Genomic DNA, 24644 nt, shown 5'->3' on the forward strand with positions numbered 1-24644 from the left:
TGAACGCCTTTGGTGGGCCCTCAACCCCGGTTGCGGGCCCACCAAGTCCCACTGTCCCAACGCCGACGGCCGAGAGGGAGCCGTAGGGGCGCGCCGGTGTCGAGAGGTTGGGGGTCCCCCCTCTGGGGGAGCGCGGAGGCGCGCAGCGCCGAGCACGGTGGGGCTCTCGACACCGGCTCCCAGCGCCCCGAAGGCGACCGAACCAAAAGAGGTGCGCGCACGGTGCCTGGCCAGCACCGGCCCAGGCCCCCGGCACCACTCAAAGCACCGGTTCCGAAAGGACCTCAACTGAGCGTCGCAGCCGTCCCGTTGTGCGGCTGCTCCCGATCCGACCCGCACAACTCGCCATTCAGCTCCTTCACCAGCTGAACAAGATCCGTAGGCCGATCCGGCCCCCACCAGTCCCCCAGGGTCTCCGCGAGAGATTCCTCACGAGCCAGTGACAGCTTCTCGGCCACTTCCCGCCCCCGCTCGCTCAGTTGGAGGTCGAGACCCTCCCGTACGGCGAGCCCCCGCCCCTCGATCTGACGGACCGCGGCGAGGATGACGGGCAACGGCACGGTGCTGCGCTCGGCCAGCACACCCGGTTCCGCCCAGCCGTCCCGCTTGATGCGCAGCAGCAGCCAACTGGCCGCGGGCTGAAGGTCGTAGCCCGCTTTCGCGGTGATCGTCTTGTAGATCTCGCGGCGCCCCTCCCGTGTGCCGAGGACGGACAGCGCGCGGCACACCTCGTCGTAGGAGGACCGTTGGACGGGGTTGCTGGCGAGGGTCTCGGTGACGTCGGGGGCGGTGACCGAGCCGCGCAGTTTGTCCTCCTTGAGGAACCACGCCAGGACGAAGCCGACGAGGGCGACGGGAGCGGCGTACAGGAACACATCGGTGATCGAGGACGCATACGCGTGCAGGGCCTCCGGCCGTACCGCGACCGGCAGTTCGGAGATGCCACGCGGATCGGACTCCAGGCCGTCCGGTGTGACGCCCGGCGGCAGCGAGGTCCCCCGGAGAGCGTCCGTGAGCTTGTCGCCCAGTCGGCTCGCGAAGACCGTGCCGAAGATGGCGACGCCGAACGAGGCGCCGATGGAGCGGAAGAAGGTCGCGCCGGAGGTGGCGACGCCGAGATCCTCGTACGAGACGGCGTTCTGCACGATCAGCACCAACACCTGCATGACCAGGCCGAGTCCGAGCCCGAAGACGAAGAAGTAGGCGCTCATCTCGGCGGTGGAGCTGTTCTCGTCGAGCCGGTGGAGGAGCAGCAGGCCGAGGGCGGTGATGCCGGTGCCGGCGATGGGGAACACCTTCCAGCGGCCGGTGCGGCTGACGACCTGGCCGGAGCCGGTGGACGACAGGAGCATGCCGAACACCATCGGCAGCATGTGGACGCCGGACATGGTCGGGGTGATGCCCTGGACGACCTGGAGGAAGGTCGGCAGATAGGTCATCGCGCCGAACATCGCGAAGCCGACGATGAAGCTGATGACGGCGGCGAGCGTGAAGGTACGGACGCGGAACAGCTTCAGCGGGAGGACGGGTTCGGCGGCCCGCCGCTCCACGGCGACGAACGCGGCGATCAGCACCACACCCAGCACCGCGAGCCCGATGATCTGCGGTGAACCCCAGCCCCAGGTGGTGCCGCCGAGGGAGGCGACGAGGACCAGGCAGGTGGCGACCGCGGCGATGAGGAAGGTGCCGAGGTAGTCGATGACGTGCCGGGTCGACTTGCGCGGGATGTGCAGGGCGGTCGCGATGACGGCGAGGGCGACGACGCCGACGGGGAGGTTGATGTAGAAGACCCAGCGCCAGCTGAGATGCTCGGTGAACAGCCCGCCGAGCAGCGGCCCGAGGACACTGGTCGCGCCGAACACGGCACCGAACAGCCCCTGGTAGCGCCCGCGTTCACGTGGCGATACGACGTCACCCACGATCGCCATCGACAGCACGATCAGCCCACCGCCGCCGAGACCTTGGAGCGCCCGGAAGCCGATCAGCTGGGGCATGTTCTGCGCCGCGCCGCAGAGCGCGGACCCGATGAGGAAGATCACGATCGCGATCTGGAACAGCCGTTTCCGCCCGTACTGGTCGCCGAGCTTGCCCCACAGCGGGGTCGCGGCGGTCGAGGCGAGCAGATACGCGGTGACCACCCACGACAGATGCTCCAGCCCACCGAGATCACTGACGATCGTCGGCAGGGCGGTCGACACGATGGTCTGGTCGAGGGCGGCGAGCAGCAGCCCCAGGAGCAGCGCCCCGATCGAGACGAGGACGTTGCCCGACACGTGTTCCTGAGCGGAACTGCCCCGCTGCGGGGGCCCTTCCGGTGGCTGCGCGTCGTGCACATTCCCCGTCATACCGTGCGCATCGCCGGCCATGAAGACCTCCTGCGGCTCTCGTTACACATCCATGGTGATCGGTATGGCCGGTTACGGCCTGTTGAGTCCGAATGGAAGCCCGCATTCCGGGGGTCGGAGGAGACGGCGTGAAGGAGATCCGCATAACCTCTGGAGTCCGACGGGGAGGGACGAACACGTGAACGAGGCGAAGGGCCACATATGCCCGCAGTGCGGGGCACCTCGGGCAGCCGACGGTTCCCCGTCCTGCGCCTGCACCCAACGGGCGTCCGACGCGCTGCGTGACGCGCGCACGGCGGAGGCGGCAGCGGCGGAGGACTTCGACCCGCTGCGGATCAGACCGTATGTGGAACTGGACGGCACCCCGCAGGAGCGGACGCCTCCGGCGACACCGGTGGCTCCCGAGGGTGAGACACAGCGGCTGCCGGCGGTCGAGGAGACGATGCTGCTGCGCGCGGTGACGCCGTCGCCGCCCCCTGCGCAGGAGACGTCGGTCCTCCCCACCCTCCGGGCACCGTCGGACACCGCCCCGATCCGGACGGACCTGAGCCTGTTCGCGGAGGGCGGGAGTGGCAAGGGTGACGGGGCCGCCCCGGACCCGCTCACGGACGACGAAGTCTCCCCGCGCCGCCGCCACCGCCGTACCGTCCTCCTCGCCGCCGCGGGAGCCGTCGTAGCGGTGACCGCGGTCGCGGCGTTCGCGAGCGGCATGTTCTCGTACGAGACACCGTCACGGGACGAGGCGGCCCCTCAGGACGTACGGGCGAGCGTCCCGACGGCGTCGAAGAGCCCGGCGTCGGCAACACCGTCCACGAGCGGCTCCACGTCCGCACAGCCGACGTCGGCGTCCCCGGCCCCGTCGCTCAGCGAGCCCCCGTCACCGGCGGCGTCGTCGAGCCCGTCCGCCACGGCGTCGAGATCGGCGCCCGCCAGCCACACCCCGACGCCCACCGCCTCGACCTCAACCTCCTCCGCCACCGGCCGCCAGGGCAACAGCACCCCCACCACGGTCCTGCAACGCGGCGACGAAGGCCCCGAGGTCACCGAACTCCAACTCCGCCTGGCCGAGGCGAAGTTCTACTCCGGCCCCGACAACGGCATCTTCGACAAGCAGGTACAGACGTCGGTACGCGCCTACCAGGTGGCCCGCGGCATCACGTCCGACGAGCTGGGGGTATACGGGACGGCGACGCGAGCGAGGCTGGAGTCCGAGACGACTGAGCCGTGACGCTGCGCTGGCTGGGAGGCTTATCGGCGCCGAGGTTGGGGGGCCGAGGTTGCGGAGAGCGCCGGGGTTGACCGAGGGCGCCGGGGTTGCGGACGAGCGGAGCTGAAGGGCGCCGGGGATGACGGGGAGCGCCAGGGCTGAAGGCTGCCGGGTTGCGAGAGGCACCGAGACCGCCCCTGGCGCGCACCGGGTCGGCCGCCGCACCAGCACCGCCAACGCCCGCAGGCCACCCCCCCGAGGAACAGCGCCCCAAAGGGGCGCGGGGAACTGCGCGACCAGCCCCCACGGCGCAGCACCCGCAAAACAACCGAAGCGCCCCAAGGAGGCACAACCGACGCGCCACCCATCCCGCCCCACTGATCCCACCCCTAACCCGCACCCCCAACCTCCACCCCGCACCCCCTACCCCACGTGCAGCCGAATCCCCCCGCCCCCCAAATCCTCAACCCGAACCTCACGCAAATTCCGCACCACCACATCCGCCCGATGGAACCCGGCCTGCGGCCCAACCCCCACCACCCGCATCCCCGCGGAGCGCCCCGCCGCAATCCCCGCCCCGGAGTCCTCGAAGACAACACAATCCGCAGGCGCGACGCCCAGTTCCGCGGCGCCCTTCAGGAAGCCCTCCGGGTCAGGCTTGCTCGCGCCGACGGACTCGGCGGTGATCCGAACCTCCGGCAACTCCAGCCCGGCCGCGCCCATCCGCGCCGTGGACAGCGCAACGTCCGCCGACGTGACGAGCGCGTGCGGCAGCCCCCGCAAGGACGCCAGAAACTCCGGCGCACCGGGAATCGGGACGACGCCCTCGACGTCCGCGGTCTCCTCGGCGAGCATGCGCGCGTTCTCGGCGTAGTTCTGCTCCATGGGCCGCCCAGGCAGCAGCAGCGCCATCGACGCGTACCCCTGCCGACCGTGCACGACCTTCATGACCTCGTCCGCGTTCAGCCCGTGCCGGTCGGACCAGTTCCGCCAGATCCGCTCGACGACGGCGTGCGAGTCGACGAGGGTGCCGTCCATGTCCAGCAGGAGGGCGCGGGCGGTGAGCACGGTGGTGGCCGTCATCGGCAGGCTCCAAGGAACGGGAGAGGTGTACGTCGGTCAACCTGGTCACCCCGGTCAACCCCCGGAGAGACAAGGTGGCCCCGCCCGCCGGTCAGGGAGAACGGACGGGAGCCACTTTGTTTCCCTACGGTACAAAATCGAACCGGCATCGCGCCACCACCCCCGGAACAGTTCACCCACCGTTCAGCTCACCCCGTCGAACCAAAGCCCCCCTCACCTGCTCAGGCCGTCACGGCCTCCCAGAGACTCCACGCCCCCAGCCCCAGCATCAGCACCGCCGCGATCTGCGTGATCAACTTCAACGGCACCCGCTTCATCAGCGCCTTCCCGCCCACGATGCCCAGCCCGGCCACCGCCCACAACGCCAGCACCGCACCGAGACCGACGGAGAACGGATCGTCGTAGCGAGCCGCGAGGTTGGCCGTCATGATCTGGGTCAGGTCACCGAACTCGGCGACCAGGATGAGCATGAATCCGGCGCCGGACACCTTCCAGAAGGACTGGTCCTTCGGCTTGCGGACCTCCTCCTCGTCATCACCCTTCTTGAAGAGGAGCACCGCGGCCCCGCCCAGGAAGAGCACACCGGTCACCGCGGCCACCAACTGCTGTGGCAGCAGCGTCAGTACGCTGCCCGCCGCCACCGCGAGCACGACATGGAGAAGGAACGCGGCGGCCACACCGGCGAAGACGTACGAGGCGCGATAGCGGGTGCCGAGGACGAGTCCGGCGAGCGCGGTCTTGTCGGGGAGTTCGGCGAGAAAGACGACGCCGAAGACGAGCGCCGTCACGCTGATGCTGATCAAGATTCCTCAATCGGTCGGGGCTGCCCCACCGAGAGTGTGTGTGCTGTCCGCGGACACCTCGGCACGGCAGCGCACACGAAAAACGACTAGTGCACTGCTTTACCGAAGGTCTCGCTGGCCGACCCATCCCCACCTGCGGGATGAACCTGCCTCCGGGCGCCGGCTCAGACGAGCTGAGCAGTATGTCGACGGTCCGGCGAAGAGCTACTCCCCTTCTGCGCCATCCACTGTACGCGAGGACCGGCTCTGCCCACCCGTGAGGAAAGTCTCGTCGCGCCCCTTGTTGTGTCATGAGCACGTCACTAGCTTCTTACCGGACGCACACCTTCCCGCAACACGGCACCGCGAGCATTTCCTCGCTCGCACTCCAACGCCCCCACACCACAAGGGAGTTCGTATGCCGAAGTTCTACGCGCGTCGACGGCTCAGCATACTCGCGGCACTTACCGGGCTCATAGCCTTCGCCGGACTTTTCAACGGCCCGGCCGCCTCCGCTGCCCTCCCCACCCCGGTCAGCGCCGCCACCGCCCGCACCTACCTCGCCTCGCTCACCGTGGCCACCGAGGTCAGGACCGGCTACGAGCGTGACCTGTTCCCCACCTGGATCACGATCAGCGGCACCTGCAACACCCGTGAGTACATCCTCAAGCGGGACGGTACGAACGTCGTCACCACCTCCGCCTGCGTCGCCACCAGCGGCAGCTGGTACTCGGTCTACGACGGCGCCACCTGGACCGCCGCCTCCGACGTCGACATCGACCACCTCGTCCCGCTGGCCGAGGCCTGGGACTCCGGTGCCCGGAACTGGACCACCGCCCAGCGCCAGGCCTTCGCCAACGACGTGACCCGTCCCCAGCTCCTCGCGGTCACGGACAACGTCAACCAGTCCAAGGGCGACCAGGACCCGGCGACCTGGATGCCGTCCCTCACCTCGTACGCCTGCACCTACGTGCGTGCCTGGGTCCAGGTGAAGTACTACTACGACCTCTCGGTCGACACCGCCGAGAAGGCCAAGCTCACCTCGGTCCTCAGCGGCTGCTGATCCCACGGAGATGCCACGGGAGATCCACCTGGAGATCTAGGCGCCGCCCTCCGTCGTTCCGTACCGTACGGGGCGACGGAGGAAGGTGATCACCGTGGCCGGACTGAGTCTTGGACCACTGCTTCGCTACGCCGACGGCTCGTCCGCGACCATCTGGGTCGAGGCGAGCCGTCCGTGCACCGCCGAGGTGCGCTGCGCGGACGGCGCCCGGGGCACCGCCCGGACCTTCCAAGTGGCGGGCCACCACTACGCGTTGGTGCCGGTGGAGGGCCTCACGCCCGGGACGTCGACGCCGTACGAGGTGTTCCTGGACGGCGCGCACGTGTGGCCGCTGCCCGAATCCCCCTTCCCCCCGTCCGTGATCCACACCCCGGACGCCGACGGGACCGTCCGCGTCGCGTTCGGCTCGTGTCGCTGGGCCGCGCCGCCCGCCGACGACCACGACCCGGTGGGTCCGGACGCCCTGGACACCCTGGCCTCGCGCATCGCCCGCGACCCGGAGTCCGAACGGCCGGACGTACTCCTCCTGTTGGGCGACCAGGTCTACGCCGACGAGGTCTCCGACGCGACCCGCCGCTGGCTCTCCGCCCGCCGCGACCTGAGCGAGCCGCCCGGCAGCGAGGTCGCGGACTACGAGGAGTACACGCGCCTCTATTACGAGTCCTGGCTGGACCCGGAGATCCGCTGGCTGCTGTCCACGGTGCCGAGTTGCATGATCTTCGACGATCACGACGTCATCGACGACTGGAACACCAGCGCCGCCTGGCTGGCCGACATGCGGGCCACCCCGTGGTGGCGCGAGCGACTGCTCAGCGGTCTCATGTCGTACTGGGTCCACCAGCACCTCGGGAACCTCTCCCCCGCCGAACTCGCCGCCGATCCCCTCTACTTGGCGGTCCGCAGCGCCCCCGACGGCACCGACGAACTCCGCGCCTTCGCCTCCCGCGCCGACGCCGACCCGGCCACCGTCCGCTGGAGCTACCGGCGCGACTTCGGCCGCGTCCGCCTCCTGATGGTCGACAGCAGGGCGGCCCGCGTCCTCGACGAGCAGAACCGCGCGATGCTCGACCCCGGCGAGGCCGACTGGCTGCGCACGCAGGCCCTCACGGACCCCGGTTCCTACGACCACCTCCTCATCGGCACCTCCCTCCCCTGGCTGTTGCCGCACCTCGTCCACGACGCCGAGTCCTGGGACGCAGCCCTGTGTCGGGGCGAACGGGGCGCCCGCTGGGCCGAGTTCGGCGAGAAACTGCGCCGCGCGGCCGACCTGGAGCACTGGGCGGCCTTCCCGGAGTCCTTCGAGAAGCTGGCTGACCTGATCGCCGAGGTGGGTTCGGGAGACTCGGCGCCGGCGTCGGTGCTCGTGCTGTCGGGGGACGTACACCACGCGTACGTGGCGGAGCCCAAGTGGCAGACGGGCAGCCCGAGTTCCCGTGTCCTCCAGCTCACCTGCTCCCCCGTCCACAACTCCATCCCCCCTTACATCCGCGTCGGCTTCCGCTTCGGCTGGAGCGCGGTCGCGCGCGGACTGGGCCGCCGCCTCGCCCGGCACGGCCGTTGCCCGCATCCTTCGGTCAAGTGGCGTAAGACGGGCGGGCCTTGGTTCGGTAACCAGCTCATGACGCTGACGTTGCACGGCCGTTCGGCCCGGCTGCGACTGGAACAGGCACGGGCGGACGGAACGCTGAAGACCGTGGCCGAGTCCCCACTGACACCCCCGTGACCTCGCTCGGGGCATGATGAGGCGGGCCGTCCGCTTTCCCGGTGGGCGGTCTGCTCCATTGCGCCCCCACACGCCCGGGAGTCACCCCTTTGTCTGCAGTGAACGCCGTGTCCGACGGCGGGTCGGCCCCCGCCCCGGCCTCCGTCTCGGTCGCCGTGGTGGGCGCCGGTCCGCGCGGTACCAGCGTCCTGGAGCGCCTCTGCGCCTCCGCGCCGGACCTTCTCCCGCCCGGCACCCGGCTCACCGTCCACGTCGTCGACCCGGCGCCCCCGGGCCCCGGCCGCGTGTGGCGCTCCGCGCAGTCCCCCGAGCTGCTGATGAACACCGTGGCCTCGCAGGTGACCCTCTTCACCGACGCCAGCGTCGACTGCGCGGGCCCGGTCCGCCCCGGCCCGAGCCTGCACGAGTGGGCGCCCGCCGAACTGGGCCCGGACGACTACCCCACCCGCGCCCACTACGGCCGCTACCTGGAGTGGGTGTTCGCCCGCACCGTCCGCGAGGCCCCCGAATCCGTCCAGGTCGCGACACACAGCGCACGCGCCGTACGCCTCGACGACACGGCGGACGGCCACCAGTGCCTCATCCTCGACAACGGCCGTACCCTGTCCGCCCTTTCGGCCGTGGTCCTGGCCCAGGGCCACCTCCCGACGGCCCCGGACACCAACCGCCGCCGCCTCACCTCCTACGCCGACCGCCACGGACTGCGCCACATCCCGCCCGCCAACCCGGCCGACGTGGACCTGACCGTCGTACGCCCCGGCGAACCAGTGCTGTTGCGCGGCCTGGGCCTCAACTTCTTCGACCACACAGCCCTGTTGACGACGGGCAGGGGCGGCCGTTTCGTCCACACGGAGGGCAAGGGCGAGGGCCTGCGCTATCTCCCCTCCGGCAACGAGCCCCGCCTGTACGCCGGTTCACGCCGAGGCGTCCCGTACCAGGCCCGCGGCGACAACGCGAAGGGCCCCCACGGCCGCCACACCCCTCTCCTCCTCACCCCGGAGACCATCGCCGCCTTCCGCAAACGCGCCGACTCCGGCGAGCCGCCCGAATTCCTCACGGAGATATGGCCGTTGGTGGCGAAGGAGGTCGAGACGACCTACTACACCGCGCTGCTACGGCCCTCCCGGCGCCCGGAGTCGACGGAATTCACCGAGCGCTTCCTCGCCGTCCCGCACCGCGACCCCCAAGAGGCCCTGATACTGGACGAGTTCGGGATCCCGGACGCCGACCGCTGGAGCTGGGACCGGCTGTCCCGGCCGTATACGGAACGCGATCTCGCGCACCCGGCGGCCTGGCGGGACTGGCTGTTGTCGTATCTGCGCGAGGACGCCGAACACGCGGCGCTCGGCAATGTGGACGGCCCGCTCAAGGCGGCCCTGGACGTGCTGCGTGATCTGCGCAACGAACTCCGGCTGGTCGTCGACCACGGCGGTCTCGCGGGCACCTCCCGCCGTGACCACCTGGACCGCTGGTACACGCCGCTCAACGCGTTCCTGTCCATCGGTCCGCCGCGCCGCCGTATCGAGGAACTGGCCGCGCTGGTGGCGGCGGGCGTGGTGGAGGTGCTCGGGCCGCGGCTTGAGGTGCGGGAGGCGGACGGTGCCTGGGTGGCGCGCTCCCCCGGGATACCGGGCTCGGCGGTGCGTGTGACAACCCTCATAGAGGCCCGGCTCCCCGAACCGGACCTGCGCCGCACCGCCGACGAACTGCTCGGCCGGCTGCTGCGTACGGGCCGGTGCCGGCCGCACACGGTGGACGGTTACGAAACGGGAGGACTCGACGTAACGCCACGTCCGTACCGTCTGATCGACCGTCAAGGAGGCGTCCACGCAAGGCGGTTCGCGTTCGGGGTGCCCACGGAGGGCGTGCACTGGGTGACCGCGGCGGGCGCGCGTCCAGGCGTGGATTCGGTCACGCTTTCGGACGCCGACGCGGTGGCGAGAGCGGTTCTACGTGCGGCGACGACCGATCCGGAACCGCAAACGGAAGCTGAACAGTGGCTGAATGTTGAACTTGCAAGCATCGATTAGGTTCACCTAACGTTGATCGCTCACTCGGCTCGTCCCCCAGACCGGTCCCCACCCGGACCGGCCCGACCGAAGGAGCACCCCCCACATGACTCCCTCCCTGTCCGGGCGCCTCAACAGCGCCCAGCCGTACGCCGTCGGCCTGTTCCGGATCGTCGTCGGCCTGCTCTTCGCCTGCCACGGAGCGGCCTCGCTCTTCGGCATCCTCGGCGGCGCCGCCGGCACCGACGGCGGCACCCTGGACGCGGGCACCTGGCCCGGCTGGTACGCGGCCGTGATCCAGCTCGTCGGCGGCACGTTCGTCCTGCTCGGCCTCGGCACCCGGGTGGCCGCGCTGATCACCTCGGGCTCGATGGCGTACGCGTACTTCGACGTCCACCAGCAGGCGGCCCTGTGGCCGATCCAGAACGGCGGCGAGGCCTCGGCGATGTTCTGCTGGGCGTTCCTGCTGCTGGTGTTCACGGGCTCCGGCGCGCTGGGCGTGGACCGGCTGTTCGCGAAGCGGTCCGCTGCGGCGGCCGGTGGGCGGACGTCGGCGGACCAGACACCGGTAGCCGCCTGACCTGCTGAGCGACTGGCCGGTGCCCCTCCCGGGGACACCGGCCAGTCGCGTCAGGGAGCCCAGCCGAACGGCACCGTGAAGCAGGCGGCGCGGGTGTGGCTACCGGGCATGTCGTGGATGACCACGGAGGACGCCTCGCCCTGCCGGAAGCCCCAGTCGTGCCGGGCGCTCGCCTCGGCGGCGCCGTGCTCGTCGGCCGTGAAGTCGAGCCAGACCTCGTTGTCGGCGTTGGTGGCGGCCGGGTCGGTGGACGGCTTGTGCTGGAAGTGCCCGCCCGCGGCGGCCGGGTCGGCGCCGCACGGCTTCTGGTGCACATGGACGCCGTAAGCGTGCCCAGGCACCATCCCATCCACCTTGAGCCGCACAGTCGTAGCACCGCTCACGGCGATGTGCTGACTCACCTGGATCCACGCGGCGGCGGGCACCAGCTTGCTGTCGTACGTCACCGCCGCCGAGGGCACGAGGGCGCCGACCGGAGCGAACCGCGCGTCCGTCCGCATCCAGTACCCGTCAGGGGCACCGGATCCGGAGCCAATGCCGGTGCCACCTCCGCCGCTCGCCAGAAGGGCCGCGACGACGGCGCCCGCACATATACCTGCCACCATGATGTGTACCGTTCCTCACGTTCAGATGCGCTTAGATGCGCTTAGTTCCCCTTTACGTTGCTACGGGATGCGAGCCCGCCTCGCCCCTCGGGACAGGGCAGCCGGGTGAACACGCTGTGCGGATCACACGCGCCCCCCGTGAATCTCCTGTACCCACCCAGGCGTACGCTGTATGGCTGTCACTGGCCGTCTTTGCCGCGGCCCACGGGGGAGTTCACGGGGAGACGCGTTGTTCGAGAGTGTGGGGTCGCTGACCGGCAGCCCATGGATCTACGCCATGGTCGCCCTGTCCGTACTCCTTGATGTGTTCCTGCCGGTCCTGCCGAGCGGTGTCCTGGTCATCGCGGCCGCGACGGCGGCGGCAGCGGGCACCGGCGCGGCGGCGGACGCCGTTCCCGTCCCGCACGAGGTCCCCAGCATCCTGGCGCTGATCGCGTGCGCGGCGACCGCGTCCGTCCTGGGCGACCTGGTCGCGTACCGGCTGGCCTGGCGCGGCGGCGCCCGCCTGGACCGCGCGATCTCCCGCTCCCGCCGCCTCACCACCGCGCAGGAACGTCTCGGCCTGGCCCTCGCCCGCGGCGGCGGCGCCCTGGTCATCCTGGCCCGCTTCGCCCCCGCCGGCCGCTCGGTGGTCTCCCTCGGCGCAGGCGCCGCCCACCGCCGAGCCCGAGACTTCCTCCCCTGGTCGGCCCTGGCGGGCCTGTCCTGGGCGGCGTACAGCGTGGCTCTGGGGTACTACGGGGCGCAGTGGCTGGGAGCGACCTGGCTGGCGACGGGGGTGTCGTTGATCGCGCTGTTCGGGGCGGGGGCGGGGGCGGCGTTCGTGATGCGACGCCAGCCCGGGGTGGCCGCAGAGGTGAGCGCCCCTTAGGGGCGGAGTCGTTACGGGTCGGGCGCGCGGGGTCGTCACAGGTCGGGCGCGCGGCGTCGTTGTTGATCGGGGGCGCGCGTCCGTCTTTCAGGGGCGCGGCTTCGCTACGGATCAGGGGCACGCGTTCGTTTTCAGGGGCGCGGCTTCGCTAAAGATCGGGGGCGCGCGTCCGTTTTTAGGGGCGCGGGGAACTGCGCGACCAGCCCCCACCGGCCCGCAGCTTCGATACGAACCGGAGCCGCACGTTCGTTTCTCAGGAACACGGCTTCGCTACAGATCAAGGGCGCGCGCCCGCTCTTCAGGGGCGCGAAGCTGTATCAATGGGCGGCTCCGCCGCGTGGGCGCGACCAGCCCCCACCGACCCGCGCTTTGATCACCGAGCCTCCCGCGGAGCGCCCCTCACCTCAAGCCCCGCCAGCAACTCAGCCGTGGCCTCGGCGATCACATCCACCGCACGGTCGAAGACCTCGCGATTGTGCGCGGCGGGCGCCCGGAACCCGGAGACTTTCCGCACGTACTGCAACGCGGCGGCGCGAACCTCCTCCTCCGTGGCCTCATCGGGCAGGACAGGCGGTCGAAGCGTCTTGATACTGCGGCACATACCTCCAGTCTCCCGCTCCGGAGCCGATCCCGCCGCCCCTCTCCCGAACACACCTGCGATGATCCCTCCGAGGCGGCCACCGTCACCACGCACGGGGCCGACCGACGAGAGGACACAACAACATGGCGGACAACGAACTCACCGTGGCGATACTGGGCCCCGGCGGCGTAGGCGGCCTGCTCGCGGCCCTGCTCTCCCGGGCCGGCCACCGCGTGATCTGCCTGGCCGGAGAAGAGACGGCCGACACCCTCCGTACGAACGGAATCCGGATCCACAGCGCCCGCTACGGCGACTTCACCGCCCGGGTGGAGGCGGACACGGAACTACGCGAACCGGTCGACGCCTGCCTGATCACGGTCAAAGCGACGACCCTGGACGCGGCCCTCACCCGAGTCCCGGCGAAGACCCTGGGAGACGGCCTCCTCGTCCCGTTCCTGAACGGCGTAGAACATCCAACGCACCTCCGCGCCCACTACAACCCCACCCAGGTCGCCCCCGCGATCATCCGGGTCGAGTCAACTCGCGTCGCCCCCGGGGAGATTGAGCACGGCAGCCCCTTCGCGGAGATCGACCTGACGGGCGACCCGGTCCCCCGCGAACGCCTGGACACACTGGCAACGGCACTGAACGCGGCCGGCCCCAAGACCCAGGTCCTGCCCGACGAGACGGCCGCACTCTGGGCCAAGATGACCTTCCTCGCTCCCCTCGCCCTCCTCACCACCCGCTACGCCCTCCCCCTCGGCGACGTACGCACGCGCCACCGCGAGGAGTTGACAGCCCTGCTGGAGGAAACGGCGGCGGTGAGCCGTTCATACGGCGGCCCCTCGGACGCGGCGGGCGCACTGGCCCGCTACGACACGTTCCCTCCGCAGACCAAGTCGTCGATGCAGCGCGACGCGGAGGCGGGCCGCCCGCTCGAACTGGACGCGATCGGCGGGGCGTTGCTGCGGGCGGCACAGCGACAGGGGATCGCGGTGCCGGTGGCGGCAAGGCTGGTAAGGGAGTTGGCGGCGTGATGGCTACTCCGAGGTCCCGTTGCCCAAGGCGTCGCGGAGGGCCGCTCGGGACGTGATGCCCAGTTTCGGGAAGACCTGGTAGAGGTGGGCGGCCACCGTGCGCGAGGAGAGGAAGAGGCGGGCGGCGATCTCCTTGTTGGTGTGGCCGGCTGCCGCGAGTTGGGCGATCTGGCGTTGTTGCGGGGTCAGGGCGGCCAGGCCCGAGTCGGCGGCGGTGGAGACGGTGATGCCGGTGGCCCGTAGTTCGCGGTCGGCACGGGCCGTCCAGGGGGCGGCGCCCAGGCCGCGGAAGATCTCAGCCGCCTCGGCGAGATGACGGCGGGCGTCGACGATCCGCTTCAGCCGGCGCAGATGGGAGCCGTGGCCAAGGTGAACTCGGGCCAGATCAAAGGGGCATTGGCCGGTTTCGGGGGCCGAGATCGCCGCTTCCAGAGCGGTCTCGGCGGACCCCTCAGATGTACCCGTAGCGGTGCGCGCCTCGCCCACCAGGACGATCAGGCTCAGTCGTGGGGACAGGCTGTCGAGGTGGTGGCCGCGGGCGGCGGCGAGATGAGCCCGCGCCGCCGCGTCCCGGCCGGTGTGCACGGCCGCCTCGACGAGGTCGTGGAACACCGTCAGGGCATCTGGAGCGTACGGGGCGACGGTGCCCGCGGGGCTCACCGCCGAGGCGTCGCGGAAGGCGGTGTCGAACTCGCCGCGTCCCAGCGCCGTGAGCGAACGCACGTGGGACGCGTACGAGTTGACGATCCCGACGCGGCGGGGCGCGGCCCAGGCGTCCATGTCGCGGGCGGTGTCCGCGGCCGCCTCGAAGTCACCGCGCGCCGCCGCCAGCAGGGCACCGGTGAGCCGACCGGACCAGGAGAGGAGGTCGTAGCCATGGGTACGGCACAACTCCAGCCCCTCGTCGGACAGTTGCCGCGCCTCGTCCCAGCGGCCGGTGTGGAAGGCGTCCTGCGCGAGGAGGAACAGCGCCTCGATGGCCGAGGTGCCCGCGCCGCCCTCCCGGCCGTGCCGGACGACCCGCCGGAGGGCCTCGCGGCACGCGGGCAGCCGGTCGAGCGGGGCAACTGCCATGGCCGTACGGACGATTCACGCGGGGCTGACCTCGTGCCGTCCCTGTTCTCCGAGCGCCCGAACACGGCCTGCCCGACGCGCCAGACGTCCACCCCGTCTCCTACGGCGTCGACGACTCCGGACAGTTCCATGCCCAGCCCGGCCGGGTGCGCCAACGGCTCGGACGCGAACCGCCCGCCGCGCAGCTTGGCGTCCCGCGGATCGACGCCGGCCGCCCGTACGGCGACCCGCACCTGCCCCGGTCCGGGCTCGGCCAACGGCACGTCGACGAGCCGCAACACCTCGGGACCGCCGTACTCCGCGCACTGAAGCGCCTGCATGATTTCTCCCTGGCCGATGTCGGAGTGGATGTTCACTCCGTCCACCGTGCCGGGAACGGCGCGCGCCGGAATGTGTCACATGACTGAGGTTCCGCGAGGTGCGGGGGCGGCCGGAGGGAAACGGTCGCCCTGCGGCGGCCCACCCGTTCGTATGAAGTCCCGGAAGGAACTCGCGACCCAAATTCGAACAGGCGTAGCATTAGCGCGTGGCTACGACCTATGACTTCCCGAGTGACCTCCTCGCCGGTCAGGAGGAGCTGCATCAGGTCCGGGCCGAGCTGTCGGCCCTGCTGAAGCGGCTGCCCTGGTCGGTCGAGCCCCTGGACGGGTTCAGTGACGTGGGCGGCTGGCGCAAGGTGGAGCGCCCGGCCTCCCCCGGCTGGACGCCCGACGAGCAGGCCGAGGTGGAGAAGCTCCGGCAGCGCGAGCACGAGCTCGCGGTCTTCGTCAGCGGCCACCGTTTCTGGACGGAGGTCGCGGCGACGGAACGCGTGGAGGGCCGGATGCGGCTGAAGCACGCCCACGAGACGCCTCCGGCGGACGACAAGGAGGATTGAGGGCGGCCAACACGACCGGGGCGACACGAGCTGACGTAAGCCTTGGACCGTCGAAGCAAGCCTCGGATCGTCGAAACGACCGCCCACCGTCAACCGCGAGGCGGCGACCACAGGTACAGGCAGTTCCAGTTCTGCCCTCGACTACGGCTTTCGCAGCGCCCGTTGGGCCACCAACAGGACCGTCACAGCCCCCACGGCACCGACTCCGACAGCCCGGAAGCCGCGCGTCGAACGCCAGGACAGCACCGACCACCGTGACTGCGCGGACAGCACGGACCCCGTACTCAGCCACGACCCGGCCGAGACGAACGACAGGGCCGAGCCGATCGACCCGACCGACAGCGTGCTCCCGATCGACCCGACGGACAGGGCCGACCCGACGGACCCGACGGACAGCACCGACCCCACCGAGCCGATCGACAGCACCGAGTCCTTGGACCACAGGGACAGCACGGAGGCGGAGGGCGTGGTGCCGGGTTCGGTCATGAGTCCATCCTGCCCATCGCTCCGGGAAACCGCGATACCGCCGCACGGGTTGGGCCGAGCCTTCCAACTGCCCTTGCTGGAAAGGGAAGAGAGCGGTCACCGCGTATCAGGCGGCCAGTGACTTGATTCTCCGTAGGCTGCCGCACGTGACCAGAAGCGTCGTGCTGTGGGACTTCGACGGAACCTTGGCGTTCAGGGACGCCAAGAATGAAAGAGACCTCCCGGGGAACTCCCCGGAAGGCCTCTGACCTGCTACTTATCCTGGTGGGCGCGGACGGTTTCGAACCGCCGACATTCGCCTTGTAAGGGCGACGCTCTACCCCTGAGCTACGCGCCCAGGACGAGTCGACAGCCTACATTGCCGGGGGGCCTGTCCTGCAAACCCGTATCGCCACGGAGAAATCCCGGGGCGGTAGCGAGGGGTCCCGGGGGTTTACCCCACCCCCAGTCCGGGAGCGCACCGGATGCCCCCGCGGCGCGCCGCTCCCTACGGTCGAGGGGAGCCGTAGGAGTCACAAGGACTCCGCGTCCGTCCAGGGGGAAATCACCGTGACCCGCACCGGCACCCGCACCCGCACCCACACCCACACCCACAGCCGTGTCCGCACCACCCGCGCCCTCACCGCCACCACCACCCTCGCCCTGCTCCTCCTCACCGCCACCGCCTGCGGCACCGCCTCCGCCGGAGACGACAAGCACCCCGATCACCGCACCTTCGGCCTGGCCGGTCGTACCCTCACCATCGACTCCGACGACTCCGCGCTGGAAGTCGTCGCCGCGGACTCGAATCCGGCCGGGAAGATCGAGGTCACCCGGTGGTGGCAGGGCAGCGTCGCGATCGGGTCGGATCCCAAGGTGACCTGGGCGATGGACGGCGACCGGCTGGTGCTGCGGACGAAGTGTTCCGGGGTGATCGCCGACTGTTCGGTCAAGCACCGGATCGAGGTGCCGCGCGGGGTCGCCGTGACCGTGGAGGACGGGGACGGGAGTGTGCGGGCACGGGGGTTCGCCGATGCGCTGAACATTCGTACACACGACGGGTCTGTCCATGTCACCGACTCCACCGGGCCGCTGACCCTGCGCAGCGGGGACGGGTCCGTGCACGCCGAGGTCGCGTCGCCGAAGGTGCACGTGACCACCGGTGACGGGTCCGTGCATCTCGAACTCGGGGCCGTACCCGACCTGGTGGAGGCCCGCAGTGGCGACGGGTCCGTGACGATCGCGCTGCCCAAGGGTGGCGGCGCCGAGTACCGGGTGACCACCAAGACCGGGGACGGATCGGTGGATGTGTCGGTGCCCCGGGACTCGTCCAGTTCTCATGTGGTGACCGCCCACACCGGCGACGGGAAAGTCACGGTGCGGAACGCGAACTGACCGGCCCGTGTGTTCGTCCTCTACCGGTGGGAGAATGGCAACGGTCAGGACGGACAACACGGGAGAGGGATGTGACGGCGACACCAGCGCAGCCGTATTCGCCGCTCACACGGCTCCGGCGCGGTCCCACCGCCGCCCGTGCCGCACACCCCGACAGCCCCGACAGCCCCGCTCGCGCCACCCGGGCCGCCCTCGACACCCTCACGCTGATGAGTCTGCCGCTGCTGATCGGTGTGCTCACCCTCCCCGCCGCGTTCGCCGGCGGCGGCACCCGGCGCTGGTTCGGCGGGCGGGCGGAGAGTCAGCGGGCCGAGGCGCAGGCGGCGAAGGACGCCGCGGCTGCGGCGTTCTACGAGCTGGACACCGCCCAGCGGGATCTGCGGATCTCGATAGACACCATCACCGCGGTCGACGACTCGCCGGCCGCCCGCCGCGCGGTCACCGACTTCGAGGCCCTCGGGCGGCGCATCGACGAGGCCAGTGGCCGGTACATCAACGCCGTCGACGCGCACGACCTCGACCGCGACGACCTGGAGGCCGCCGCCGCCAACCGCGCCCGTACCGAACTGACCGCCGCCAAGGACCAGTTGGGGCAGGTCAAGCAGGAGCTGGACCGGTTCGAGAGCGGGCTCGGTCCGCTGCTCGGCAAGGCCGAGACCCAGCTCGCCCGGCTGGCGCCCGCCGTCGAGCGCGCCCGGCAGGCACTGCTCGCCGCCTCCAACGCCCTGGACGCCGTACGGGCGTCGGGGTTGCGGGCCGACGCGCTCGCCGCCCGGCTCGCCGCGCTCGGGCCGGAGCTGACGAAGCTGAACCAGGGCGCCGGGCAGCACGGCGTACCGCAGACGCTGGAGCGGGCGACGCAGGTCGCCCGGGAGGCCGAGGCCATCAGGGCCGAGGCGGAGCAACTGCCCGAGCGGGCCGCCGAGATCGACCACCGGCTGGTCTCCCTGCGCACCCGCGCCCAGGCGCTCACCACCCGCGCCGGTCAGGTCGACCCGGTGCTGAGCGAGCTGCGGCGGCGTTTCTCCGCCGCCTGCTGGCAGGACCTCCAGCAGGTGCCGCAGCAGGCCGGCGAGAACGTACGGCAGGCCGAGGCGAAGCTTAAGGAGGCGCAGGCCGCCCGGGACGCGCAGCGCTGGCCGGACGCCACGTCCCTGCTGTCGACCGTACGGGCGCTGCTGAACACCACCGACGAGGCCGTGTCGGCCGCCGGTGACCGGCTGCGCCGGCTGAACGCCGTGCAGAAGGACCCGCAGCAGGAGATCGACCGCACCCGCTTCGCGATCCGCGACGCCCAGCGGCTCGCGATGTCCGGCCGCAGCACGCCCGAACCGCGCCACGCCCGCCCGCTCGACGACGCCGTCGCGCGCCTGGACCGCGCGATCACTACGCTGGAGGGCCGCCACCCCGACTACTGGCACTTCCTGACGGAGACGGAGGCCGTACGGCAGTCCGTGGCCCGGGTGGTCGGCCAGATCCGCGAGGAGCGCGGGACCCCCGGACACTGAGCGCGAGACGGCCCCCGGCCGCGTGCCGAAGCATGCGACCGGGGGCCGGTGGGACTACGCCGAGCTGTGGAACTCAGGTGCGGTAGGCGTAGTAGTACGCGTTCGGGTACGACGCGATGAGGCTCGCGACCGACCTGCGCAGGGTGTTGTTCGAGTGGTACGTGACGTACGGGACGCCGTTGCTCTTGGCCGTCACGATCATCGTGTGGTCCTTGGCGCCGTCACGGTCGAAGTCCATCTGGAGGACGTCGCCGACCTCCAGCTGGTAGACGTTGGCGAGCGGGGTGGTGCGCTTGGAGTTCTGCGCGAACCAGGACCACTCGTTGACGCCGACGAAGGAGTCCGACTGGATGTCGGCGGTGCCGAACCACTTCGTGTAGTCGTACACATAGCCCGGGACGTGCTTCCAGCCGCCGGCCTTCAGGGACTGGCTGACGAAGTTGGTGCAGTCGCCGCCGTCCGCGTGGCCGTTGAAGTCCGGGTAGGCGGTGTTGTAGACGTTCCAGTACTTCTCGGCGTACGCCGCCATCGCCTTGTAGTCGTACGTCGTGCTCGTCTTCGGGACCGCCACCGGGTTGCGGGTGGTGGCCGCGCGCGGCGCGTCCGGCGTGGTGTTGCCGTCGTCGGCCGGGGCGGGCGACGCCTTGACCGCGGGCTTGGCCACCGTGTTGACGGCGAGGCCGCCGGTGTCCGTGTCCTGGATGTTCGAGAGCTGCCAGGTGCCCTGCTGGTCGGCCTTGAAGGTCAGTTCGTGGTGGGCCTGGAAGCCGGTGGTCTTCGGCTCGTTCCCCGTGGCCTTCGCGTACGTCAGCGTGGTCGTCTCGGTGACGTCGGCCTTGGCGGTCCGGCCGGTCACCCGCGTCGCGTCCAGCGTCACCTTGGTGGTGCCCGTGCGGTACGTCTCGCCGAGCTTCGCGATGCTGCTCTGGCGGCCGCGCAGCTGGCTCAGCGCCGACTTCTCGTCGCGCGACTGGGTGCTGGAGAGGCGGACGTCGCCGGAGAAGCGCGAGGTGCTCTGCTTCGTCGTGGCCCCGTGGACGAGCGCCTGGGTGCGGTCGGTGAAGACCGCGTCGGCCAGCTTCTGGAAGGTCGCCTTGGTCGCGGCGTTCACGGTCGGGTCGTCGACGACGGCAGCGCCCGCGCTCCAGTTGGGCACGAGGGCGACGCCGGCGACGACCGAGGCGGCGGCCGCCGAGATTATGGCCGTACGGCTCCGCTTACGGCTCAGTTTTCTGGATTTCAATGGTGTTCCCCTCTACGCCGGTACGCCTACCGGGCGAGGGCATCTTCGCACGCCATGTGTGGCTCTTGTGAAGGGGGATGCACTTGGTCAGTTCACCAGTCCCCAGAGGTCACTTGACCACCGTGGACCAGTCCGGCGACTGAGCGGGGTCCAGGCTGCGCAACTGCTGCAAAGTCTGGGGCGACTGAACGTCCATCCAGTCCGAAAGCTCCCTGAAGGACACGCACTTGACGCCCTTCTTCGTGCAGATCCTCGGGATGATCTGGTCGATGGCCTTCATGTAGATGCTGCCGTTCCAGTTCTCGAAGTGGTTCCCGATGAACAGCGGCGCCCGGCTGCCGTAGTAGACGCGGTTGAAGCCGGCCATGTACGAGTCGACGGTCTTCTTCTCCCAGTCGGCGAACTTCGCGGGGTCGCCCTGGGTGGCGCCGCCCGACTGGTTGTAGAGGAAGTTGAAGTCCATCGACAGGGCCTGGATGTTGTCCCCGTAGGGGAGCAGTTCGAGCGGGAAGTCCCAGAGGCCGTCCTTCTTGGCGGGCCATATCTGGAAGTCGCCCGGGGAGCTGGCGTCGTAGCGCCAGCCGTAACCCTTCAGCGCCTTCAGGAGGTTGGGCTGGCCCTCCAGACACGGAGCGCGGCCACCGACGACCTCCTTCTTGAAGTCGAAGGGCAGCGCCGGGATGTCGGTGTAGCCGGTGTTGGTCTTCCAGTTCTCGACGAACGAGAAGAACTGGTCGATCTCGCTCTTCCACTGCGCGACGCTCCACTCACCGCCGCCCTTGGCCTCGCAGAAGTGGCCGTTGAAGTGGGTGCCGATGTCGTTGCCCTGCTCGTAGGCCAGGCGGAGTTGCTCCAGGGTGTCGCGGATGTGCTGGTCGGTGGGGAAGTCGATCGCCGCCGAGCCCACCGAGTGCATCGGCGGGTGGTACAGGTCCCTCTTGCTCTTGGGCAGCAGATAGATGCCCGTGAGGAAGAAGGTCATGTGGGCGTTGTACTCCTTCGCCATCTCCCGGTAGTGCGAGAAGAGTTTGTCGTCCCCCTGCAGCGCCCCGTCCCAGGAGAAGACCACGAACTGGGGTGGTTTCTCACCGGGCTTGAGCGGCACCGCCTTCAACTGGTCCTGCTGCGGCCCCGTGTACGAGGTCGAGCCGTCCCCCAGCACCTGCGTCTTGCCGTCCCAGGCGGGTTCCTTGGTCGACTTGGGCTCGGCGTTCTTGCCCGCCGACGCGGTGGGCGCCGTGTTGTCCCGGTTCAACGCCAGGTACCCGGTCACCAGTGAGGCGACGACAAGGAACACGGCCAGGGTGAGGAATCCCGGCTTCGGGGTACGACGGCGCGGTTCGGGGGCTCTGCGGCGGCGGCCGGACGGTGCCTTCGTCCGAGGCTTCATGGGCGGCTCATTCTGCGAGGAGGTGGCGGTTGCGCTGCGGTGGTCAGCCGAGCTCAGCCGAGCGGGGTCATGGCTCTCGACCAGATGCCGTAGGGGACGTCGGTGACTGGGGTGCCGGAGATTCCTTTCAGGGGCAGGGGTTCCAGGCTCTTGCTCAGGTCGATGCGGTAGACGACGACCGCGGTCGACACGGACTTGGCCGTGCCGACGTACCAGGCCGCGGTGTCGTCCTGGGTGGTGCCGGTCTTGCCCGCCACCTCGGTCCCGGCGGTCTTGGCGGCGGTGGGGTGCGCGGTGCCGAAGGAGTCCGTGAGCGCCTCCGTCACCTCACGCGCGGTCTCCTTGCTGATCGCCCGGGTCGGCTCCGGCCGCTCCAGGGCGACCGCGGCGCCGTTACGGGTGATACGGCGGACCGAGTACGGCTCGGTGTGGACGCCCCCGGCGTCGAACGTGCCGTACGCGCTCGCCATGCGCAAGGCGCTGGGCGTGGCATTGCCCAGCGACAGCGCGGGTACCTGTGCGCCGAAGCTGGAGGAGAGCAGCCCGGCGTCCTCGGCGGTCTTCCGTACGGTCGTCAGGCCGGTGTCCATGCCGAGCTGCATGAACGGGGTGTTCACGGACTGGGCGAGGGCCTGGCGCAGACTGATCTGCCCGTAGGACTTCTTGCCGTCGTTGTGCGCGGCGACCTTCTTGCCGCTGCGGTCCCAGTACGGCCCCTCCGGTGTGGTGACCGGCACGCCGTCGTCCCCGTCGTACAGCGTGTCCGGGGTGACCGAAGTCGGCGGTCTGCCACGGGTCTTGGTGACCCCGTGCTCCAGGGCGGCGGCGTAGACGAACGGCTCGAAGGCCGAACCCGCGGGCACCGTGGTCGAGTTGGAGTCGTTGTAGCCCTGCGTACGGTGGTCGGGGCCGCCGTAGACGGCGAGGATCCGGCCGTCGGAGGCCACCGATGAGGCGCCGTAGTGCGCGGTCTTCGCCGTGTCGGCGTTCTTCTTCTGCGCGTCCTTGCGGGCCTTGTTCACGGCGTCCGTCAGCTCGGTCTCCCGCTTGCGGTCGAAGGTCGTGTAGATCTGGTAGCCGCCGAGGTCGAAGTCCTTGTCCGAGATGTGCACGGTCTTCTTCGCGTACTGGGTGGCCAGTTCGACCAGGTAGTCGCTCTGCTTTCCGGTGTCGTAGGTCTTCGACTGCTTGAGCGGCTCGGGGAAGGTCTTGTACTTGGCGCGCTCGGCCGGCGACAGCTTGCCGATCTTCACCATGCGGTCCAGGATCCACGTCCAACGGGCCACCGCCCGGGCGTGGTTGGCCTTGCTGAGCGTCGGGTCGTAGAGACCCGCGCCCTTCAACAGCGAGGCCAGGAAGGCCCCTTGGCTCGCGTTGAGCTGGCTGACGTCCTTGCCGTAGTACGCCTGCGAGGCGCGCTGCAGGCCGTAGGTGCCGCGGCCGAACCAGCTGGTGTTGAGATAGCCCTCGAGGATCTTGTCCTTGCTCATCTTGTTGTCGAGCTTGAGGGAGATCATCGCCTCGGTGAACTTGCGGCTCACCGTCTGGTTCTGGGTCAGGTAGACGTTCTTCACGTACTGCTGGGTGATCGTCGAGCCGCCCTCGGTGTCTCCCTGGCCGACCGTGCGGTAGAGGGCGCGGGCGATGCCCTTCACGGAGATGCCGGGGTCGCTGTAGAAGCTCTGGTTCTCCGCGGCGAGCACGGCCCAGCGGACGTCGGTCGGGATGTCCTTCAGCGGCATCGCCTGCCGCTGCACCCAGCCGGTCCGGGCCATGGGCGTCCCGTCGGACCAGAAGTACACGTTGTCCTGCTGGGTGGCGTACGTGTTGAGGTTCGAGGGGATGTCGGTGGTCGCGTAGGCCACGACCAGGAACATTCCGCTGAGACCTACGGCGGCCAGGACACCCCCGACCGACTGCCGCCAGGAGGGTATCCAGCGGCGCCAGTCCGTACGGCCCGGGCGCGGGTACATCGGGCGCAGCTTGCGGACGTACGGGGTGAGGAAGGTCACCACCGGGGCGAGGCGGGCGGCGACGGGAGCGAGGCGGGTGCGGAGGATCGCGGCGAGGCGGGAGAGACGGCTGCGGAGGGACGCGCGGTGGGCTTTGCGCCCCCGGTGCCGGACCGGTTTCGTCTCCCCCGCGGGTATCTCGGACGCCTCCGGTATCTCCAGATCGGACAACCGCAGCTGCATGGTCTCGTCCGGACGGAACCCGGCGGGGAGCTTCAACTGCATGGTCTCGTCCGGTGCCTGGCGCTCCTCGCCGTCCCCCTCGTCGGTCACGACGCGACTCCCCTCCGCACTCCTATTGCTCGCACAGGCAGACGCATTGACGTACGAGGGTCTGAAATGGTTGCCATGAACACGACTGCAAATCCCGGTTCCCCCCGGCCTCACAGATCACGCGGCGCCCTCAAATTACCAGTGGTCTTCGCAAGTTCTCCATATAAGAAAACGACAGAACAGGACACAGCCGAAACCTTCATGAAAAAACAAGGTGCCGTACTCATGTGAGGTGGGGGTTAGCCTGAGGCCATGCCTCGCTACGAGTACCGCTGCCGCACATGCGGATCTACGTTCGAACTGAGTCGGCCCATGGCGGAGTCGTCCGCGCCGGCCGATTGCCCCGCGGGGCACGGCGACACCGTGAAGCTGCTGTCGGCTGTGGCGGTGGGCGGGACTGCGTCCGCCCCCGCAGGTGGAGCTGGTGGCGGGGGCGGTTGTTGTGGTGGCGGGTGCTGCGGCTAGGTACGGCCTGTGCGTTGTCGACTGCGGGTGCGTGGGGGCTGGGCGCGCAGTTCCCCG

Annotated in this window: 23 protein-coding genes and 1 tRNA gene; 12 read left to right on the forward strand and 12 right to left on the reverse strand. The window is 70.1% G+C overall.

Translation table 11 applies throughout. The features are described 5' to 3' along the window. Positions 1-284: 284 nt before the first annotated feature. Positions 285-2366, reverse strand: a complete 2082-nt coding sequence (locus OG588_RS14735; RefSeq protein ID WP_405947676.1) for a DHA2 family efflux MFS transporter permease subunit — start codon at positions 2364-2366, stop codon at positions 285-287. A 157-nt stretch (positions 2367-2523) separates the two neighbouring features. Between OG588_RS14735 and OG588_RS14740 the strand changes: the two genes are divergently transcribed. Beyond that, complete coding sequence (locus OG588_RS14740; RefSeq protein ID WP_405947677.1) at positions 2524-3573, forward strand: peptidoglycan-binding protein; 1050 nt, start codon at positions 2524-2526, stop codon at positions 3571-3573. Positions 3574-3975: 402 nt separating this feature from the next. Here OG588_RS14740 and OG588_RS14745 read toward each other — a convergent pair whose 3' ends face one another. Together OG588_RS14745 and OG588_RS14750 are read right to left on the reverse strand one after the other, a co-directional pair. Then, entirely contained in the window at positions 3976-4635 is a 660-nt protein-coding gene (locus OG588_RS14745) for an HAD family hydrolase (RefSeq protein ID WP_405947678.1), read from the reverse strand. A gap of 221 nt (positions 4636-4856) precedes the next feature. Continuing rightward, a complete protein-coding gene (locus OG588_RS14750; protein ID WP_317771168.1) occupies positions 4857-5438 on the reverse strand; it encodes a TMEM165/GDT1 family protein in 582 nt (193 codons plus the stop codon). A 397-nt stretch (positions 5439-5835) separates the two neighbouring features. On the opposite strand from OG588_RS14750, the gene OG588_RS14755 reads away from it, so the two are divergent. From OG588_RS14755 to OG588_RS14770, 4 genes are all read left to right on the forward strand, one after another. Beyond that, a complete protein-coding gene (locus tag OG588_RS14755) occupies positions 5836-6480 on the forward strand; it encodes an HNH endonuclease family protein (RefSeq protein WP_366092351.1) in 645 nt (214 codons plus the stop codon). A 94-nt stretch (positions 6481-6574) separates the two neighbouring features. Further along, on the forward strand, positions 6575-8203 hold the full coding sequence (locus OG588_RS14760) for an alkaline phosphatase D family protein (protein WP_405947679.1): 1629 nt from the start codon (positions 6575-6577) through the stop codon (positions 8201-8203). Between the two features lie 98 nt (positions 8204-8301). Continuing rightward, complete coding sequence (locus OG588_RS14765) at positions 8302-10233, forward strand: FAD/NAD(P)-binding protein (protein ID WP_405953121.1); 1932 nt, start codon at positions 8302-8304, stop codon at positions 10231-10233. A gap of 97 nt (positions 10234-10330) precedes the next feature. Beyond that, positions 10331-10792, forward strand: coding sequence for a DoxX family protein (locus OG588_RS14770; protein WP_405953122.1), 462 nt, complete (start codon positions 10331-10333; stop codon positions 10790-10792). 50 nt (positions 10793-10842) lie between these two features. On the opposite strand, the gene OG588_RS14775 is transcribed toward OG588_RS14770, so the two are convergent. After that, positions 10843-11397, reverse strand: coding sequence for a superoxide dismutase family protein (locus tag OG588_RS14775; RefSeq protein WP_405947680.1), 555 nt, complete (start codon positions 11395-11397; stop codon positions 10843-10845). A 229-nt stretch (positions 11398-11626) separates the two neighbouring features. On the opposite strand from OG588_RS14775, the gene OG588_RS14780 reads away from it, so the two are divergent. Continuing rightward, positions 11627-12268 carry a DedA family protein gene (locus OG588_RS14780; RefSeq protein WP_405947681.1) on the forward strand — a complete coding sequence of 214 codons (642 nt, stop codon included), beginning with the start codon at positions 11627-11629 and terminating at the stop codon, positions 12266-12268. Between the two features lie 373 nt (positions 12269-12641). Here OG588_RS14780 and OG588_RS14785 read toward each other — a convergent pair whose 3' ends face one another. Continuing rightward, on the reverse strand, positions 12642-12869 hold the full coding sequence (locus tag OG588_RS14785) for a DUF2277 domain-containing protein (RefSeq protein WP_405947682.1): 228 nt from the start codon (positions 12867-12869) through the stop codon (positions 12642-12644). Between the two features lie 122 nt (positions 12870-12991). On the opposite strand from OG588_RS14785, the gene OG588_RS14790 reads away from it, so the two are divergent. After that, a complete protein-coding gene (locus OG588_RS14790; RefSeq protein ID WP_405947683.1) occupies positions 12992-13885 on the forward strand; it encodes a ketopantoate reductase family protein in 894 nt (297 codons plus the stop codon). A gap of 3 nt (positions 13886-13888) precedes the next feature. Here the strand turns inward: OG588_RS14790 and OG588_RS14795 are convergent, their stop codons facing one another. Both OG588_RS14795 and OG588_RS14800 read right to left on the reverse strand, forming a co-directional pair. After that, on the reverse strand, positions 13889-14608 hold the full coding sequence (locus OG588_RS14795) for a LuxR C-terminal-related transcriptional regulator (protein ID WP_405953123.1): 720 nt from the start codon (positions 14606-14608) through the stop codon (positions 13889-13891). Beyond that, positions 14542-15144: an alcohol dehydrogenase catalytic domain-containing protein gene (locus OG588_RS14800; RefSeq protein WP_405953124.1), complete on the reverse strand. Its 603-nt coding sequence runs from the start codon at positions 15142-15144 to the stop codon at positions 14542-14544. The genes OG588_RS14795 and OG588_RS14800 overlap by 67 nt, the downstream gene beginning before the upstream one ends. Here OG588_RS14800 and OG588_RS14805 point away from each other — a divergent pair. Then, positions 15089-15268, forward strand: a complete 180-nt coding sequence (locus tag OG588_RS14805) for a hypothetical protein (protein ID WP_405953414.1) — start codon at positions 15089-15091, stop codon at positions 15266-15268. The two genes, OG588_RS14800 and OG588_RS14805, sit on opposite strands and share 56 nt — an antisense overlap. A 217-nt stretch (positions 15269-15485) precedes the next feature. Further along, positions 15486-15836: a hypothetical protein gene (locus OG588_RS14810; protein WP_405947684.1), complete on the forward strand. Its 351-nt coding sequence runs from the start codon at positions 15486-15488 to the stop codon at positions 15834-15836. 141 nt (positions 15837-15977) lie between these two features. Here the strand turns inward: OG588_RS14810 and OG588_RS14815 are convergent, their stop codons facing one another. Next, on the reverse strand, positions 15978-16322 hold the full coding sequence (locus OG588_RS14815) for a hypothetical protein (RefSeq protein WP_405947685.1): 345 nt from the start codon (positions 16320-16322) through the stop codon (positions 15978-15980). 262 nt (positions 16323-16584) lie between these two features. Beyond that, positions 16585-16659: transfer RNA gene (locus OG588_RS14820), tRNA-Val, on the reverse strand. A 305-nt stretch (positions 16660-16964) separates the two neighbouring features. On the opposite strand from OG588_RS14820, the gene OG588_RS14825 reads away from it, so the two are divergent. Together OG588_RS14825 and OG588_RS14830 are read left to right on the forward strand one after the other, a co-directional pair. Next, on the forward strand, positions 16965-17696 hold the full coding sequence (locus tag OG588_RS14825) for a DUF4097 family beta strand repeat-containing protein (protein ID WP_405953125.1): 732 nt from the start codon (positions 16965-16967) through the stop codon (positions 17694-17696). A 71-nt stretch (positions 17697-17767) separates the two neighbouring features. Further along, positions 17768-19204, forward strand: a complete 1437-nt coding sequence (locus OG588_RS14830) for a hypothetical protein (RefSeq protein WP_405947686.1) — start codon at positions 17768-17770, stop codon at positions 19202-19204. A gap of 73 nt (positions 19205-19277) precedes the next feature. Here OG588_RS14830 and OG588_RS14835 read toward each other — a convergent pair whose 3' ends face one another. From OG588_RS14835 to OG588_RS14845, 3 genes are all read right to left on the reverse strand, one after another. Beyond that, complete coding sequence (locus OG588_RS14835) at positions 19278-20447, reverse strand: amidase domain-containing protein (RefSeq protein WP_405947687.1); 1170 nt, start codon at positions 20445-20447, stop codon at positions 19278-19280. Positions 20448-20556: 109 nt separating this feature from the next. Beyond that, the gene (locus tag OG588_RS14840) at positions 20557-21837 is read right to left on the reverse strand and encodes a hypothetical protein (protein ID WP_405947688.1); all 1281 of its coding nucleotides are present in this window, start codon (positions 21835-21837) and stop codon (positions 20557-20559) included. A 53-nt stretch (positions 21838-21890) separates the two neighbouring features. After that, a complete protein-coding gene (locus OG588_RS14845) occupies positions 21891-24074 on the reverse strand; it encodes a transglycosylase domain-containing protein (RefSeq protein ID WP_405953126.1) in 2184 nt (727 codons plus the stop codon). A gap of 300 nt (positions 24075-24374) precedes the next feature. Between OG588_RS14845 and OG588_RS14850 the strand changes: the two genes are divergently transcribed. Next, a complete protein-coding gene (locus OG588_RS14850; protein WP_405947689.1) occupies positions 24375-24587 on the forward strand; it encodes a zinc ribbon domain-containing protein in 213 nt (70 codons plus the stop codon). Positions 24588-24644 lie beyond the last annotated feature (57 nt).

The sequence above is a fragment of the Streptomyces prunicolor genome, from assembly GCF_045162825.1.
GTDB classification, from domain to species: Bacteria; Actinomycetota; Actinomycetes; order Streptomycetales; family Streptomycetaceae; genus Streptomyces; species Streptomyces prunicolor.